This is a genomic window from Cupriavidus sp. 30B13 (assembly GCF_049059565.2).
In the GTDB taxonomy this organism is placed as follows: domain Bacteria; phylum Pseudomonadota; class Gammaproteobacteria; order Burkholderiales; family Burkholderiaceae; genus Cupriavidus.
In genome coordinates this window covers 1,835,509-1,851,975 of sequence record NZ_CP188223.1, presented here as the reverse complement: position 1 = coordinate 1,851,975, position 16,467 = coordinate 1,835,509, and the positions used below count along the sequence as shown (strand labels likewise).

Sequence of the window (16,467 nt, the reverse complement as noted above, 5' to 3'; positions counted from 1 at the left end):
GGGCACCGCCGCGGATGGTGCGCCAGCGCACCGTCCGCGCGCCTCCCCGGCGGCAGCATCGGTACAGCATCGCCGAGACTGCAACGCCCGCTTGAAACGCCCTCGCGCGAATGACGCCCGGGGGCGAAATGTGAGATATATCCCGGCATGAAAACAGGAAGGCCGCCGACAGCCGGCAACGCGGCGTCCCTTCAAGCTATGGCTGCGCTTCCCCGCCCGCTCCTTCTTCCGTGGAGACCATCATGCTCGATGTGCTGATACTCATGGCTTCCTCCCTCGTGCTGGCGGTATTGATCTTCAAGGGATAGCCGGGGGATAGGCCAGCGACGGCCGCAAGGAAAAAGGCCGACGGCGGGGCGGACGGCGCGCGCCCGCCCCGCCGGCTCAGGCCGCGGCCAGCGCCGGGGCGCCGCGCATGGTGCCCTGCTCGCGCAGGCGCGCGTGCCATGCCAGCGCTTCCTCGATCAGGTGCGGCGTCTGCCCGCCGCGCCGTCCCGCGCGCGTCACGTAATCCTGCAGCAGGTCCCGGTAAAGCGGATCCGCGCAATTGGCGATGATCTGCTGCGCGCGTTCGCGCGGCGCCAGGCCGCGCAGGTCGGCAAGGCCGTGCTCGGTCACGATGACATCGACATCGTGCTCGGTATGGTCCACGTGCGAGACCATCGGCACGATGCTGGAGATCGCTCCCCCCTTGGCCACGGACTTGGTGACGAACACCGAGATATGCGCGTTGCGCGCGAAGTCGCCGGAGCCGCCGATGCCGTTCATCATGTGCGTGCCGCCCACGTGCGTGGAATTCACGTTGCCGTAGATGTCGCACTCCAGCGCCGTGTTGATGGTGATCAGGCCCAGCCGGCGCACGATCTCCGGATGGTTGCTGATCTCCTGCGGACGCAGGATCACGCGCGAGCGGTAGCGCTCAAGGCCGGCCAGGAAGCGGGCATAGACCGGACCGCTCAGGGTCACCGAGGAGGCCGAGGCGAAGCTCAGCCGCCCCGCATCCAGCAGCTCGATGGTGCTGTCCTGCAGCACTTCGGAATACATCTGCAGGTCGCGGAACGGCGAATCGATCAGGCCGTGCAGCACCGCGTTGGCAATGGTGCCGATGCCGGCCTGCAGCGGCTGCAGCGACGGCGCCAGCCGGCCCGCGCGCACTTCGTGCAGCAGGAAGTCGTTCAGGTGCCCGGCGATCTGCCGGGTGTCCTGGTCAGGCGGCAACGCGCTGGACGGGCTGTCGTCCTTCTGCGTGATCACGATGGCGGCGATCCGGGCCGGGTCCACCGGGATATAAGGCAGGCCGATGCGCTGGTCCACCGCGGTCAGCGGGATCGGCTCGCGGTGGGGCCGCGCCGCCGGCAGGTAGATGTCGTGCAGGCCTTCCAGCGCGGCCGGCATGTTGAGGTTGAGCTCGACGATGACCTTGCTGGCCAGCATGGCGAAGCTGGCGGAATTGCCCACCGAGGTGGTCGGCACGATGCCGCCGGTCTCGGTGATGGCCGCCGCTTCCACCACCGCCACGTCCACCGGCGCGAGCTGCCGGCCGCGCAACTGCTCCACGGTCTCGGACAGATGCTGGTCGATGAACATCACCTCGCCCGCGTTGATCTTGCGCCGCAAGGTCGGGTCGACCTGGAACGGCAGGCGCCGCGCCAGCACGTTGGCCTCGGCCAGGATCTTGTCGGTGTCGTTGCCCAGCGAGGCGCCGGTCATCAGGGTGATGCGCAGCGGCTCGGTCGCCGCGCGCCGGGCCAGCGCCTCCGGCACCGCCTTGCAGTCCCCGGCCCGGGTAAAGCCGCTCATGCCCACGGTCATGCCGTCCCGGATCATCGCCGCGGCGGCGTCCGCCGGCATGATCTTGTCGAGGAGGCTGGCCAGCCGGATTCGTTCCTTGTACATCTTATGTCTCCATGAAACCTGCCCCGACCGGTCGCTGGCTGGCGCATGCCGTGGATGGGCCTTGCACCCTGCCCGGCTAGCGCTTCCTACCGAACGGTAAGGCGCAGACAAGCAGTGTAGCCAGCGCCGTCATATTCCAGCGGCGATATAAACTCATAAAGTCCAGTCGCTAATTTCATACCCGTCCCCATACCGCGCGGCCGCGCCGGCAAAGGCGCCCGCCCGTCACACGGATGACACGCCGCGCGCCTCTTTATGCTCTACAGTAGTTAGCAAGCTCATGCCGCCCCCGGCCCCGGTTCCGCAACATGGCGCCGCGCGGGACAGCGCGCGCATGGACCTGTACCGAAACAAGCCGTCCGGGGAGACACCATGCTGGCGGAAAGCGACGTGCGACTGGCCCAGTTGCTGGCCGACCTGATGCAGTTCGCCCAGGGGCGCCTGCCCGGCGACATGTTCGTCAAGGCAGAGCCCTTCCTGCGGCACTACTACGACCTGACCGACGCCGAGGACCTGCTGCAGCGGGAAGTGGCCGATCTCTACGGCGCGGTGATGGCGCACTGGCAGACCGCGCAGCGTTTCGTGCCCGGCAACGCCCGGCTGCGGGTCTACAACCCCAACCTGGAACAGCACGGCTGGCACTCCGACCATTCCGTGGTCGAGATCGTCAACGACGACATGCCCTTCCTGGTGGATTCGGTCACCATGGAAATCAACCGGCTCGGGCTGGCGCTGCATTCCGCCATCCACCCGGTGTTCCAGGTCTGGCGCCATGCCGACGGCACCATCGCCAGGGTCGGCCTGCCCGGCGAGAGCGAGGCCGGCGCCGGCGCCGCGGACAATGGCGCCGCCAGCGGGCCGGGACTGGAATCGTTCATCCATTTCGAGGTGGACCGCTGCGGCGACGCCGCCACGCAGGAGGCCTTGCGCAACGGCATCGCGCGCGTGCTGGGCGACGTGCGCGCCGCGGTCGAAGACTGGCCCGGCATGACCGCCACCGCGGCGGCCACCGTCGAGATGCTGGCGCAGCCCCCGCAAGGCCGCCAGCCGGAAGTCCAGGAAGCCTGCGCCTTCCTGCAATGGATGCTCGACGACCACTTCACCTTCCTCGGGCAGCGCGACTACGAGCTGGTCACGCAGGACGGCCGCTTCTACCTGCGCGGCGTGGCCGGATCCGGCGCGGGCATCCTGCGCGAGAACCTGCGCCCGGCGGAAGCCGGCGCGCTCACCGAACTGCCCGCGGCCGCCAGCAGCGTGATCGAGGGCAGCTCGCCGATCTTCGTCACCAAGGCCAACTCGCGCGCGACCGTGCACCGGCCCGGCTACCTCGACTACGTCGGCGTCAAGCTGGTCGATGCCAGCGGCAAGCTGTTCGGCGAACGCCGCTTCGTGGGGCTCTACACCTCCACCGCCTACATGATGTCCTGCGCGGAGATCCCGCTGGTGCGGCGCAAGTTCGCCAACATCCTGGCGCGCGCCGGCTTCCTGACCAAGGGCCACCTCTACAAGTCGCTGGTGACCATCCTCGAGCAGTACCCGCGCGACGAGCTGTTCCAGGCCGACGAGGACGACCTGTTCGGCATCTCGCTGGGCATCCTGCGCCTGCAGGAGCACCAGCGCATCCGCCTGTTCGTGCGGCGCGACCGCTTCGACCGCTTTGTCTCCTGCCTGGTCTTCGTGCCGCGCGACAAGTACAACACCGACCTGCGCCAGCGCATCCAGAAGCTGCTGATGAGCGCCTTCCACGGCAACAGCTGCGAGTTCACCCCGCAGTTGTCGGAGTCGCCGCTGGCGCGCATCCAGCTCATCGTGCGCGGCGAGCCGGGCACCATGCCGGAGGTCAATCCGGACGAACTCGAAGCACGTATCGTGCAGGCCGCGCGCCGCTGGCAGGACGACCTGGCCGCGGCCCTGCTCGACAGCAACGGCGAGGAGCAAGGCAACCGCCTGCTGCGCCGCTATGGCGACTCGTTCCCGGCCGGCTACCGCGAGGACTACCCCGCCCGCACCGCGGTGCGCGACATCGAGCTGATGGAGGCGGCGCAGGCCAGCGGCGGCGTGGCGATGAACCTGTACCGGCCCATCGAGGCCGCGCCGGGCGCGTTCCGCTTCAAGGTCTACCGCGCGCGCGAGCCGATCGCGCTGTCGCTGAGCCTGCCGATGCTCGAGCACCTCGGCGTGCGCGTGGACGAAGAGCGGCCCTACCTGGTCGAGCCCACCGGCGCGGAACCCGTCTGGATCCATGACTTCGGCCTCGAGATGGCCGACGGCGTGGCGGCCGGCGCCGACCTCGGCGCCGACATCGCGCGCGTCAAGGCGCTGTTCGAAGACGCCTTCGCGCGCGCCTGGAACGGCGAGATCGAGAACGACAATTTCAACCGCCTGGTGCTGCGCGCCGAGCTGGCCGCGCGCGACGTGACCATCCTGCGCGCCTATGCGCGCTACCTGCGCCAGGTCGGCTCGACCTTCAGCGATGCCTATATCGAACGTGCCCTGACCGGCAACCCGGCCATTGCCGCGCAACTGGTGGAACTGTTCGCGGCGCGCTTCGACCCCGCCACCGAGGCGGCCCGCGCGGCCCGCTGCGAACGGCTGCTGCAGGCCATCGGCAGCGCGCTGGACCAGGTGCCCAACCTCGACGAAGACCGCATCCTGCGGCTGTTCCTCGGCGTCATCAACGCCACCGTGCGCACCAATTATTTCCGCCACGGCGCCGACGGCGGCCCGCGCCCGTGCCTGTCGTTCAAGTTCGATCCGGCCCGGGTGCCGGGCCTGCCCGAGCCGCGCCCGATGTTCGAGATCTGGGTCTACTCGCCGCGCGTGGAAGGCGTGCACCTGCGCGGCGGCCCGGTGGCGCGCGGCGGCCTGCGCTGGTCGGACCGGCGCGAGGACTTCCGCACCGAAGTGCTGGGCCTCATGAAGGCGCAGATGGTGAAGAACACCGTGATCGTGCCGGTCGGCAGCAAGGGGGGCTTCGTGGTCAAGCGCCCGCCCCCGGCCGGCGACCGCGACGCGGTGCTGCAGGAAGGCATTGCCTGCTACCAGACCTTCCTGCGCGGCCTGCTCGACGTGACCGACAACCGCGTCGCCGGCGCGCTGGTGCCGCCGCCCGAAGTGGTGCGCGACGACGGCGACGACCCCTACCTCGTGGTGGCGGCCGACAAGGGCACCGCGAGCTTCTCCGACTATGCCAACGCGATCTCCGCCGAGTACGGCTTCTGGCTCGGCGACGCCTTCGCCTCGGGCGGCTCGGTCGGCTACGATCACAAGAAGATGGCCATCACGGCGCGCGGCGCGTGGGAATCGGTCAAGCGCCATTTCCGCGAGATGGGCATCGACATCCAGTCCACCGATTTCACCGTGGCCGGCATCGGCGACATGTCCGGCGACGTGTTCGGCAACGGCATGCTGCTGTCGCCGCACATCAGGCTGGTGGCGGCCTTCGACCACCGCCATATCTTCCTCGACCCCAACCCCGACCCGGCCACCAGCCTGCGCGAGCGCCAGCGCCTGTTCGCGCTGCCGCGCTCGAGCTGGGCCGACTACGACACCAGCCTGATCTCGGCCGGCGGCGGCCTCTACCCGCGCACCGCCAAGACCATCGCGCTCACGCCCGAGGTACAGGCCTGCCTGGGCACCAGCGCCAGCGCGCTGTCGCCGGCCGAGCTGGTGCACGCGATCCTGCTGGCGCCGGTCGACCTGCTCTACAACGGCGGCATCGGCACCTACGTCAAGTCCAGCCGCGAGACCCACCTGCAGGTCGGCGACCGCAGCAACGACGCGGTGCGCGTCAACGGCGCCGAGCTGCGCTGCAAGGTGGTGGGCGAAGGCGGCAACCTCGGCTTCACCCAGCTCGGCCGCATCGAGTTCGCCCTGCACGGCGGGCGCATCAATACCGATGCCATCGACAATTCCGCCGGCGTGGATTGCTCCGACCACGAGGTCAATATCAAGATCCTGCTCGGGCTGGTGGTCGCCGACGGCGAGATGACCGAGAAACAGCGCAACAAGCTGCTGGCGGAGATGACCGACGAAGTCGGCCTGCTGGTGCTGGAAGACAACTACTACCAGAGCCAGGCCCTCTCGGTGGCCGGCCGCCATGCCGCCGCGCTGCTCGACCAGGAAGCGCGCCTGATCCGCTGGCTGGAGCGCGCCGGACGCCTCAAGCGCGCGCTGGAGTTCCTGCCCACCGACGAGGAAGTGGTGGAGCGCAAGGCGGCCGGGCTGGGCCTGACCTCGCCCGAGCGCGCCGTGCTGCTGGCCTACAGCAAGATGTGGCTGTACGACGAGCTGCTCGCCTCCAGCCTGCCGGAGGATCCGCTGGTGGCAGGCCTGCTGCCGGCCTACTTCCCGCAGCCGCTGCGCGCGCGGCATGCCGAAGCCATGCAGCGCCATCCGCTGAAGCGGGAGATCCTGTCCACGCACCTGACCAACGCGCTGGTCAACCGCATCGGCGCCACCTTTGTCCACCGCATGCTGGAAGAGACCGACGCGCGCCCCGCGGACATCGTGCGCGCCTGCCTGATCGGCCGCGACGTGTTCGGGCTGGACCCGCTGTGGGCCGAGATCGATGCGCTGGACAACCGCGTCGACGACGAAGTGCAGGCGCGCATGTTCGCCGCCGTGGGCCGGCTGCTGGAGCACGCCAGCCTGTGGTTCCTGCGCCATGCGCATGCGGGCGGCCAGGACAGCGACGAGAACGCCCGCTATGCCGAGGCCGCGGCCTGGCTGACGCCGCAGTTGCCGGCGCTGCTGGCCGCGCCCGAGGCCGCGGCGCTGGCCGAGCGGCGCCAGGCGCTCGCCCAGGCCGGCGTGGACGACGCGCTGGCCCTGCGCGTGGCCGCCGGGGAAATCTCCGCGGCCGCGCTCGATATCGCCGATGTGGCGGCCGCCACGCAGCGCGGCCTGGCGCTGGTGGCCGGCGTCTACTTTGCGCTCGACACGGAGTTCAGCTTCGGCTGGCTGCGCGAGCGCGCCCAGGCGCTGCCCGCCGACAGCCACTGGGACCTGCTCGCGCGCACCACCGCGCTGGAAGACCTGGGCCGCCTCAAGCGCGCGCTCACGGTGAGCGTGTTGTCGCAGCCGATGGAACTGGACACGACGGAGAAACTGATCGAAGCATGGCGCAACGGCCGGCAAGCCCAGATCGAGCGTTTCTCGCGCATGCTGGCGGACCAGCGCGCCTCGGGCTCGGCCGGCCTGTCGATGCTGTCGGTGGCGATCCGCGAGATCGGGCTGCTCGAACGCAGCCAGCCCGGTTGCTAGGGGAACCGGGGAAAACCGCACGGACGCGCCGGCCATTGGGGACAATGGGCGCTCCGCGCCCGTCGCCGTCGCGACGGCGCCAACCGGACATGCGATGAACAGAGTCTCCAAGGCAGCGCTCGCGGCAGCGCTCGCCGTCGCCGCCACCAGCTATGCCAGCCCCTACTGGACGCTTTACCAGATGCGGGCCGCCCTCGAAGCGCGCGACGCCGACAGGTTTTCCCGCTACGTCGACTACCCCGCGCTGCGCGAAAGCCTGAAGGGCCAGCTGACGGCCGCGCTGGAGCGCAAGCTCGGCGCGCCGCTGCTGCGCGACACGCCGCTGGCCGGCATCGGGCAGGCCATCGGGCAGGCGGTCATCAACACCATGATCGACACCATGGTGTCGCCCGCCGGCGTGATGGCGCTGATGGCCGGCGAGAAACCCACCGCCGCGCCGGCGCCCTCCACGCCGCCGGCGCCGCCGGCATCGGCTCCCGCCCCGCAACAGGACAAGGGCGGGGCGCGCCCCCAGGCACAGCCGGAGCAAGCGCCTGGGCAAGAAAAGAAGGAGGCCGCCAGGGAAGCGCTCAGGTACGCGCTGTCCTACCGCGGCCTGAACAGGGTCGAGGCATCGGCCACCACGAACAATGGCGAGCGCATCGTCATCGGCCTCGCGCGCGACGGCCTGTGGAGCTGGAAATGGAGCAGCGTCGCCTTGCCGGACTTCGCCGTGCCCGCGCGCTAGCGCGCCGGGGCGGATGGCTCAGCGCACCCACTTGGCTTCGAGCAGCACCGCGGCCTTGATGGCCGCGACGGTCTCTTCCTCGGTCTTGAATTCGCCCAGCAGGCGCTTGGACCTGCCGCTCAGCACCGCGGCCTGCAACGCCTTGGCGGAAGCCTCGGAGGTGCCCGGGTGCCAGCAGTAGCGCGCCGTCCAGGTGCCGTCCTGCAGGCGCTCGGCCACCCAGATGACGCGAAAATCCTCGAACACAACCCCGAAAGGTTCGTCTTCGTCCATCACACATACCTCCACGGCTCGCGATCGCTCCCCTCGGACACCACGGCCGTGCGCAGGCGGCCGCTGCCAGTATTGCCGCCCGGCCGGGATCGGCTGCGGCGCGGGCGGCGTGTCGCCGTCATGGCGGCGATCTGATCGGTCAGGGCTGGAGGCCCCCCTGGTTTTGCGTGATGCTAGCACGCGGCGCGGGCCTTCTGCCAGACGTGTGCCGGCCGCGCCCGCGGACAGCGGGCGCGCGTTGATGCGTGTTGATGCGCGTTGGCGGGGGGTTGGCGTGAGTCGAGGCGAGCCGGCGCGGCCGCGCTCAGGCGGGCGGAATATCGTGGCTGCCGCGCGCCAGCAGATCGGCCGGGCCGTCGCCCAGCATCCGCGGCCGGCGTGGCTGCAATTCCAGCCCGAGGCGGATCAGCAGCTCGAAGGCGTCGGCCAGCAGATGCTGCTGGCGTGGCAGCAGGCTGGCATAGGGCATGTCGTAGATGGACTGGTGGGCGCCGCGCGTGCCCTTGAGGCCACGGTCGCGCGCCATGTCGGACAGGAGCGCGGCGAAACCGTGCAGGTCTTCGGCGGCCAGGGCGGTATTGAGCACCGCCGCCAGCACGTGTGGCGGCGACGAACCCCAGCCCATGGCGTCGGCGTTGGCCGCGCCGTTTTCGGAAGCATCGTATGAGTTCATACCCCGATTAACGACCGCGACCCGCCGCCATGTAGGCCAGGCCGCAAAACTTCTGGCAAATGCCGTGCCGGCGCTCAGTCCGCTGCATAGGCGACATGGTCCACCGTAGCGTCGATCAGGCGGCAGGCGCGTGCCTGGGCCCGGTCCGCCACCTCCAGCAACTCGCCTTGTTCGTGCCCCATCCACGACTGCAGCGGAGAAGGATTGCGTACCTCGCCCTTGCCCTCGCGCACGATCGACGCGCTCACCAGGCAGCCGCGCGCGTGCTGCTGCACGGAAATCAGCACCACGTGCCCGCGGTAATGCAGCGTTCTCGATTCACCCATGATGTCTCCCCTTTGCCGGGCATCGTAGCATGCCGCGGCGCAGCGGGAGCGCCGGGCCGGCAGCCGGGATCAGACACACTCCAGCGGGCGCTCGTGCGGACGCCGCCCCATGCGCCAGACATTGGGCGGATCGCCGTGGGCAGCATTCTGGAACATCCACGCGCCGCAGACCGTGCAGTGCCACGGCCGGTCCACCCAGCGCGAATTGATCTCCATGCCGAGCGCACCCGCGCCGGACGCGGCCAGATTCTCATGCGGCAGCACCGAGACCGGCGCGCCGACGAGCAGATGGCAGGGATCGCAAGCCTGCATGCATTACTCCAACGAGGCCGTCCCCGGCCGGCTCACGGAGCGCCGCCGAAAGGATCGGCCGCACCCTCGCCCTGTCCTGGCGGCGCCACCAGATCGAATTCGTCGCGCGCCTTGTCCACCACGATGCGGATGCTCTTCTCGTAGCCGGTGGCATTGCCGAACGCCTTCATGTCCCAGTTGCGCCCGCGCGCGTCGCGCGCATGCGGCTGCGGCGCCGGCACGCGCACCCTCGCGCCGTCCTCGATGATGTCGTCGATACGCTGGATGCGCCGGCTTACCTCGTCCTGCAAGGCCCGTGCAGCGCGCTCGCGTTTGGCCATCGTCCACTCCTGTCGTCGTGCCCGTGGGAATAGGGAAAGCAGCGAAGTTGCCGGCGGGCCGTAAACGTCTTTCGAGCAAGACATGCAGACCGCGCGGCTACGCTTTGATTGTAGGGTCAGCGCCGGGCCACTACAAACCCGATCGATAAAGGAAGGCATGCCCGGCAGGATGGTTTTCCGTGGCGCGCATGAGAGCGGGGCAACGGCACCGGACCCGCCGGCCGGTTTCCGCTGCCATGGATGCATGCCCATGAAAACGAAACCAAGGCGAAATGAAAGCGATAAACACAAAATAAAAACCCGCGCGGTTTTCGCCATGCGGGTTTTCACGATACCGGCGGAACGGCCGCGAGGCCGCCATGATTGCCGCCGCGCCTCCGCGCGGCAATCGCTCAGCCCGATCCGCCTTTCGCGCCTGCCGGCATGCGGACCTCCATGCATGCGCCGCCGCCCGCGCGATTACTGGCGCAAATGCTGCCGCCATGTGCCTCGATAATCGACCGGCAAATGGACAAGCCCAGTCCCACGCCCCCTTTCCTGGTCGTAAAGAAGGGTTCGAACAACCGCGCGAGCTGATGGTCGTCGAATCCGGGGCCGGTGTCGCAAACCTCGATCACAATGTCCCCCGAGCCGTCCAGGCGCGACCGGATCTGAACCATTCCCGTGCCCGCCTGCGGCGACTGCTCGATCGCCTGCGCAGAGTTGCTCACCAGGTTGATCAGCACCTGCTGCAGCTGCACCTGGTCCATCCGCACTTCGGGCAGGTTGGGTTCGAGGCATAACCGCCTCTCCACGGCCTTGCCGCGGCCCTGCAGGCCGATCAGCGGAAGCGTGGCGAGAATCAGGTCATTTACGTCCACCAGCGTCCGCGAAGGCGCCTCCTCTCTTCCGAACGCCCTCAACCGCCTTATCACGTCCGCGGCACGCTCCGCGTCGCTCACCATGTGGCGAATCGCCATGACCGCCTCCCCGATATCGGGCGCGTCCCGCTCCAGCCAGCGCAGCGATGCCCCGCCATGCGCGACGATGGCCGCCAGCGGCTGATTGACTTCATGCACGATGGATGCGGCAAGCTCTCCCAGGACCATGACCCGCCCCGCCTGGGCCAGTTCGGCATGCGTGCGCAGCAGGCGCTCCTCGGCAAGCTGCGCGGCGGTGACGTCGATCACGGCGCCGATCAGTTCCCGGGCGCCCGATGGTCCCGCCTGGACCTGCCCCAGCGCCCGCAGGTTCTTTACCGTTCCGTCGCGCAGCACGATGCGGTAGCGGACGTCCAGCCCGGACCACGCCGTCTCGCACAGCTCGAGGGCCTGCCGCACCTGCGGCAGATCGTCGGGATGCACGTAGGACCATATCGCATCGAGCGACAGCGGCTGCGAGGGCGGGTAATCGAAGATGCGGTAGGTCTCCTCGGACCAATACAGCGTGCCGTCGCCGAAGTTCACCCCGAAGCTGCCGGTCCGGCTCAATCGCTGTGCCTGCGCGAGGTAGGCCTCGCTGAGCTTCAGCGACTGCTCGACCCGCTTGCGGTCGCTGATGTCGAAGAGCACGCCATACCAGCGCACGACAGGGCCGGCTTCATCATCGCGCACCGGAAAAGCGCGCGACAGATACCAGCGCCAGCCCGACGCCGCCGAGCCAAGCCTCGCTTCCGCGTAGCCCTCCTCTCCCGATTCCATCAGCGCCTGCCAGACCGACGTGAATCCGGCGAGGTCGTCGGGATGGATGCTGCTGCGCCACCCCGATCCCCGGGCCTCGTCCAGGCTCAGGTCGGCGCAGCCGAGCCACAGGTCGTTCGCATAATCCAGGTAACCGTCGCCGCGCGTGCTCCAGAACGGCAGCCGCTTGAGGATATCCACCCGCCCGATCGTATCGGCATCTGCACGTTGCGCTTCCATGAGGCTGACTCGAAGAATGTTCCGACCAGGAATCTTTCAGGCATGCGCGAGATATTGATGACTCCGGCAAGGATGGCCCGGCAATTAATAATCCATCCCCGAAATCATCGCCGCCGCTCCGTCAGAATTAAAGGAAAAAAACACGATAATGTCAAACCATGGCCGCCGACGGATTAATCGCTCAATCCCCTTGAATTGATAAATAATTCAACCCTCTTGTTTATCTTATTTTCCCCTCGATATTCGCCGTGACCGGAATTCCAGCGGCGTCCGGCATGGCGATGCGACAGCACGGCGGTTGCCCCGCCAGCCTGCGCCCGGCGCCAGCCATGCCGGCCCGCACCCTGCGCGGGCCCTGGACAAGACGTGCACGGAAATCCACGTACCGACAGCGGCAAGCCTGGCGAGCGACACCGTCCCGCCCATCCATAAAATCCGGGCTTCAACCACCCCTCCCAAAGAGGGATTTAGCGCAGCAGCTGCCCGGACGATAGAGCACTGGCATTAAAAATCCGCAGCCTGATGTCGCAGCGAATAGCACTGAAGGAACCATGCCAGCATGAGACGTCCTGAAAGTCAGTCATGGAACCTTATCACCACGAAAAAGCATTCATATTGGCCCAACTGCTCCAGCACAGCCAGGATGTGAGGCATTTGTACGATGCCTATGTGCATTGGAACCAGGCAACCACGGCGGACGACTTCAAGTTTGCCCTGGCGAGATTAATCGGCGAGGGCACGGTACGTTTTATCGGGCCGGTCGGGCCCAAGGTCGAACTTGTTCCCCGCAAACAGGAGAAAGAGGAACCGAGGTACCCGGAAACCTTGTCGGACCGGCGCTGGCTCACGAAGAAATAGCCGCTGCGGCCGGCACTCCCCCGCGACAGGAAGGAAAGCGGGGACGGGGAACGGGAGACGGGACGCACGCAATGCGCGCGAGGCGCGATATGCGGCCGCGCGAGCCGAAACCGGCAAGAACCGGCGGCACCGTGAAAAGACACCGTAGAAAACATCGGGCGCGGGAAATAAAAAACCCGCACAGCTTTCACTGTGCGGGTTTTTCTTGATACTGGTCGGGGCGAGAGGATTTGAACCTCCGACCACCTGCACCCCATGCAGGTACGCTACCAGGCTGCGCTACGCCCCGAAAGAAAAAGATTATAGCAGAAGCATTTATTCGCTGGCTAGTCCCCTGATGCACTTTTTATTCATGCCGTGCGATCTGCCGAAGCTGCGCGAGCAGGTGCTGGACTTCCACCAGTTCGTTGCGCAGGTTGTTGAGGTCGAGTGCGAACACGGGCGCTTCGTCGGCCGGCACCGCCACCACGGCCTGCTCGTCTTCGGCGGGCGCATGGCCATGCTGGCGTCCTTCGTCGAGGCGGTTGCGCGCGCCGTTGATGGTGAAGCCCTGCTCGTACAGCAGGTCGCGGATGCGGCGGATCAGCAGGACTTCATGATGCTGGTAGTAGCGCCGGTTGCCGCGCCGCTTGACTGGCTTGAGCTGCGTGAACTCCTGCTCCCAGTAGCGCAGCACATGCGGCTTGACGGCGCAAAGCTCGCTGACTTCGCCAATGGTGAAGTAGCGCTTGGCGGGAATCGGCGGCAACGCAATGCGTTCGCTGGGTCTTTCCGACATACGGTGAATGGGCGGGCTTCAGGCCGTGCCGGCAGTGGTTGGGATCGCCGCGCGGGCAAGTGCGCGGGCGCGCGTGGCGAATCGGAACGGCAATCGGAACGGCAGACAGATGAGCAGGATAGCGACTGGCAGTGCTGCTGGCAAACAAAGCTCAGCCCGGTACCGCGAGGCCGGCGCGTTCCTCCACCAGGGCCTTGAGCTTCTGGCTGGCGTGGAACGTCACCACGCGCCGTGCCGTGATGGGGATGATCTCGCCGGTCTTGGGATTGCGCCCGGGGCGTTGCGGCTTGTCGCGCAGCTGGAAGTTGCCGAAGCCGGACAGCTTGACGCTGTCGCCATGTTCCAGCGCTTCGCGAATCACGTCGAAGAAGGCTTCGACCATGTCCTTGGATTCGCGCTTGTTGAGACCGACCTGGTCGAACAGCATTTCGGCGAGCTCGGCCTTGGTGAGCGTGGGTACCTCGGCGGCGCGGGCGTCGGCGGCCTCGTCGTCGAGGGACGCTGCCTGCCGGTCGCCTGCCTCACCCATTGCTGCGGCCATGAGATGCGCGTGTCGATCGTTCATTGTCATTCAGTGTGGCGATCCGCCCGGATGCGGAGGTCCGGGCGCTCCATTGTCATGTCGTCACGCCAGCCGGCGTGCCCGCTGGTTCAGCCGCGCAGCCGCGCCTGGAATGCGGTGCCCGCGGCTTCGACCATGCAGCGCACCGCGCTGTCGACGGTTTCGTCCTGGAGGGTCGCCCCAGTATCTTGCAAGGTCAAGCGGAACGCAAGGCTTTTCTCGTCCGCGCCGATGGCCGCGGAAGCCGCCTTCGGACGGAACTCGTCGAACAGCGCGAGGCTCTGGCAGTAGCGGCCGTAGCCCTGTTTTTCCAGCGCCGCGCGCATGGTGTCGAGCAGGTCCTGCACGCGCACCGCCTGCTTCACCACCAGCGCCAGGTCGCGCACGGCGGCCGGGAACTTGGAGATCTCGGTGTAGCCCGGCAGCCCCGCTTCGCGCAGTACCTGCAGGTCCAGCTCGAACACCACCGGCGCCTGGCTGAGCTCGTATTCCTGCAGCCAGCGCGGATGCAGTTCGCCGATCACGCCGGCGGCCTTGCCGTCGACCAGCACCTGCGCGGCGCGGCCCGGATGCAGCGCCGGATGCGAGACCGGCTCGAAGCGCGCCACGCGCGGGTGCAGCAGCGCTTCGACGTCACCCTTGACGTCGAAGAAGTCCACCGGGCGCGTGGCCACGCCCCACTGCTCCTCGAAGGCCGGGCCGCAGGCGACGCCGCCGGCCACCATCGGCTGGCGGTAGCCGGCCACGGTCAGGCCGCCGTCCGCCACCGCGGCGTCGCGGTGGAACACGCGGCCGACTTCGAACAGGCGCACGCGCGAAGCCTTGCGGTTGAGGTTGTAGCGCACCTTGTCGAGCAGGCCGCCGATCAGCGTCGAGCGCATCACGGCGAGCTGGCTGGCGATCGGGTTGAGCAGGCGGATCGGGTTGTCGTTGCCGGCAAAGTCGCGTTCCCACTTCTCTTCGACGAAGGCGAAGTTGATCACTTCCTGGTAGTCGCGCGCGGCGATGGCGTGGCGCACCACGTGGGTGGAGCGGCGCGCTTCGTCGGTCGGGCGCATTTCGCTCTCGGCCACCGGCGGGCGCGCGGGGATGCGCTCGAAGCCGTAGATGCGCGCGACTTCCTCGATCAGGTCTTCCTCGATCTCGATGTCGAAGCGGTAGCTCGGCGGCGTCACCACGAACACTTCGCCATCGGCGCCCTGCTCGCGCGTGAACTGCAGACGCAGGCGCTGGAACACGTCGGCGATTTCCGCCGACGAGAGCTCGATGCCGAGCACGCGCTCGGCGCGCGCCACGCGCAGGCGCACCGGCTTGCGCTGCGGCAGGTTGACGACCTGGTCGTCGACCGGGCCGGCCTGGCCGCCGCAGATCTCGAGGATCAGCGCGCTGATGCGCTCGATGTGCTCGACGGTGGTGGCGTAGTCCACGCCACGCTCGAAGCGGTGCCCCGCGTCGGTGGCGAAGTTGTAGCGGCGCGAGCGGCCCTGGATCGCCTCGGGCCACCAGAAGGCGGCTTCGAGGTAGATGTTGGTGGTGTCGAGCGAGACCGCAGTGCTGTCGCCGCCCATGATGCCGGCCAGGCTTTCGATCTCCTTGTCGTCGGCGATCACGCCGACCTGCTCGTCGAGCTCCACGGTGTTGCCGTTGAGCAGCTTGAGCTGTTCGCCCTTGCGGCCCCAGCGCACGTCCAGCCCCCCATGGATCTTGTCCAGGTCGAATACGTGCGAGGGACGGCCCAGCTCGAGCATCACGTAGTTGGAGATGTCCACCAGCGCGGAGATGCTGCGCTGGCCGGCGCGCTCGAGGCGCCGGACCATCCACGCCGGCGTGGCCGCGCGCGCGTTCACGCCGCGGATCACGCGGCCGGAGAAGCGGCCGCACAGGTCGGGCGCGGACACCTTGACCGGCAGCTTGTCGGCCAGCGTCACCGCGACCGGCTTCATCTCCGGCAACGTCAGCGCGGCACCCGTGAGCGCGGCGACTTCGCGCGCCACGCCGTGGATCGACAGGCAGTCCGCCTTGTTGGGCGTGAGCTTGATGACGAAGACCTGGTCATCGAGGTCCAGGTACTTGCGGATGTCCTGGCCGACCGGCGCATCCGGCGGCAGGATCATCAGGCCGCCGTGGTCTTCGGACAGCTTGAGCTCGCGCGCCGAGCACAGCATGCCGAAGCTGTCCACGCCGCGCAGCTTGCCCACCTTGATCTCGAACGGCTTGCCGCCCGCCTCGGCCGGCGGCAGCACCGCGCCGACCAGCGCGCACGGCACCAGGATGCCGGGCGCCACGTTGGGCGCGCCGCACACGATCTGCAGCGTCTGGCCGGTGCCGGCATCGACCTGGCACACGTTGAGGCGGTCGGCGTTGGGATGGCGCTCGGTGGAGAGCACGCGGGCCACCACCACCTTGTCGAACGGCGGCGCGACCGGGCCGACCTCTTCCACTTCCAGCCCGGCCATGGTCAGGCTGTGCGAGAGCGCATCGGTGGTGACCTTGTCGGGATTGACGAAACTGCGAAGCCAGGATTCCGAGAATTGCATGGCGCTTCTGATCCGGTAAGTATTCTGTTCTGTTGAGTCGGT

General features: G+C 68.0%; 13 protein-coding genes and 1 tRNA gene. 3 read left to right on the top strand and 11 right to left on the bottom strand.

The genetic code is table 11. The features are described 5' to 3' along the window. Nucleotides 1-384: 384 nt before the first annotated feature. A complete protein-coding gene (locus ACKI2N_RS08570) occupies nucleotides 385-1,896 on the bottom strand; it encodes an acetyl-CoA hydrolase/transferase family protein (RefSeq protein WP_420993792.1) in 1,512 nt (503 codons plus the stop codon). 372 nt (nucleotides 1,897-2,268) lie between these two features. Here ACKI2N_RS08570 and ACKI2N_RS08565 point away from each other — a divergent pair, with 372 nt between their 5' ends. Then, complete coding sequence (locus tag ACKI2N_RS08565) at nucleotides 2,269-7,161, top strand: NAD-glutamate dehydrogenase (RefSeq protein ID WP_420993790.1); 4,893 nt, start codon at nucleotides 2,269-2,271, stop codon at nucleotides 7,159-7,161. Between the two features lie 94 nt (nucleotides 7,162-7,255). Further along, a complete protein-coding gene (locus ACKI2N_RS08560) occupies nucleotides 7,256-7,888 on the top strand; it encodes a DUF2939 domain-containing protein (protein ID WP_420993789.1) in 633 nt (210 codons plus the stop codon). A gap of 18 nt (nucleotides 7,889-7,906) precedes the next feature. On the opposite strand, the gene ACKI2N_RS08555 is transcribed toward ACKI2N_RS08560, so the two are convergent. The 6 genes from ACKI2N_RS08555 to ACKI2N_RS08530 form a co-directional block, all read right to left on the bottom strand. Next, entirely contained in the window at nucleotides 7,907-8,161 is a 255-nt protein-coding gene (locus ACKI2N_RS08555; protein WP_420993788.1) for a hypothetical protein, read from the bottom strand. Nucleotides 8,162-8,465: 304 nt separating this feature from the next. Then, a complete protein-coding gene (locus ACKI2N_RS08550) occupies nucleotides 8,466-8,834 on the bottom strand; it encodes a hypothetical protein (RefSeq protein ID WP_420993787.1) in 369 nt (122 codons plus the stop codon). A gap of 74 nt (nucleotides 8,835-8,908) precedes the next feature. Continuing rightward, complete coding sequence (locus ACKI2N_RS08545) at nucleotides 8,909-9,160, bottom strand: hypothetical protein (protein WP_420993786.1); 252 nt, start codon at nucleotides 9,158-9,160, stop codon at nucleotides 8,909-8,911. A gap of 69 nt (nucleotides 9,161-9,229) precedes the next feature. Then, nucleotides 9,230-9,472, bottom strand: a complete 243-nt coding sequence (locus ACKI2N_RS08540) for a hypothetical protein (RefSeq protein ID WP_420993785.1) — start codon at nucleotides 9,470-9,472, stop codon at nucleotides 9,230-9,232. 32 nt (nucleotides 9,473-9,504) lie between these two features. Next, on the bottom strand, nucleotides 9,505-9,792 hold the full coding sequence (locus ACKI2N_RS08535; protein ID WP_420993784.1) for a hypothetical protein: 288 nt from the start codon (nucleotides 9,790-9,792) through the stop codon (nucleotides 9,505-9,507). A 392-nt stretch (nucleotides 9,793-10,184) separates the two neighbouring features. Next, complete coding sequence (locus ACKI2N_RS08530; protein ID WP_420993783.1) at nucleotides 10,185-11,690, bottom strand: ATP-binding protein; 1,506 nt, start codon at nucleotides 11,688-11,690, stop codon at nucleotides 10,185-10,187. A gap of 582 nt (nucleotides 11,691-12,272) precedes the next feature. On the opposite strand from ACKI2N_RS08530, the gene ACKI2N_RS08525 reads away from it, so the two are divergent. Then, nucleotides 12,273-12,548, top strand: a complete 276-nt coding sequence (locus ACKI2N_RS08525) for a hypothetical protein (RefSeq protein WP_420993782.1) — start codon at nucleotides 12,273-12,275, stop codon at nucleotides 12,546-12,548. Nucleotides 12,549-12,760: 212 nt separating this feature from the next. Here ACKI2N_RS08525 and ACKI2N_RS08520 read toward each other — a convergent pair. From ACKI2N_RS08520 to pheT, 4 genes are all read right to left on the bottom strand, one after another. Continuing rightward, nucleotides 12,761-12,837: transfer RNA gene (locus tag ACKI2N_RS08520), tRNA-Pro, on the bottom strand. 57 nt (nucleotides 12,838-12,894) lie between these two features. Continuing rightward, nucleotides 12,895-13,326, bottom strand: coding sequence for a MerR family transcriptional regulator (locus ACKI2N_RS08515; RefSeq protein ID WP_420993781.1), 432 nt, complete (start codon nucleotides 13,324-13,326; stop codon nucleotides 12,895-12,897). Nucleotides 13,327-13,477: 151 nt separating this feature from the next. After that, the gene (locus ACKI2N_RS08510; protein WP_420993780.1) at nucleotides 13,478-13,891 is read right to left on the bottom strand and encodes an integration host factor subunit alpha; all 414 of its coding nucleotides are present in this window, start codon (nucleotides 13,889-13,891) and stop codon (nucleotides 13,478-13,480) included. 86 nt (nucleotides 13,892-13,977) lie between these two features. Then, a complete protein-coding gene (gene pheT / locus ACKI2N_RS08505) occupies nucleotides 13,978-16,425 on the bottom strand; it encodes a phenylalanine--tRNA ligase subunit beta (protein ID WP_420993779.1) in 2,448 nt (815 codons plus the stop codon). Nucleotides 16,426-16,467: the final 42 nt, after the last annotated feature.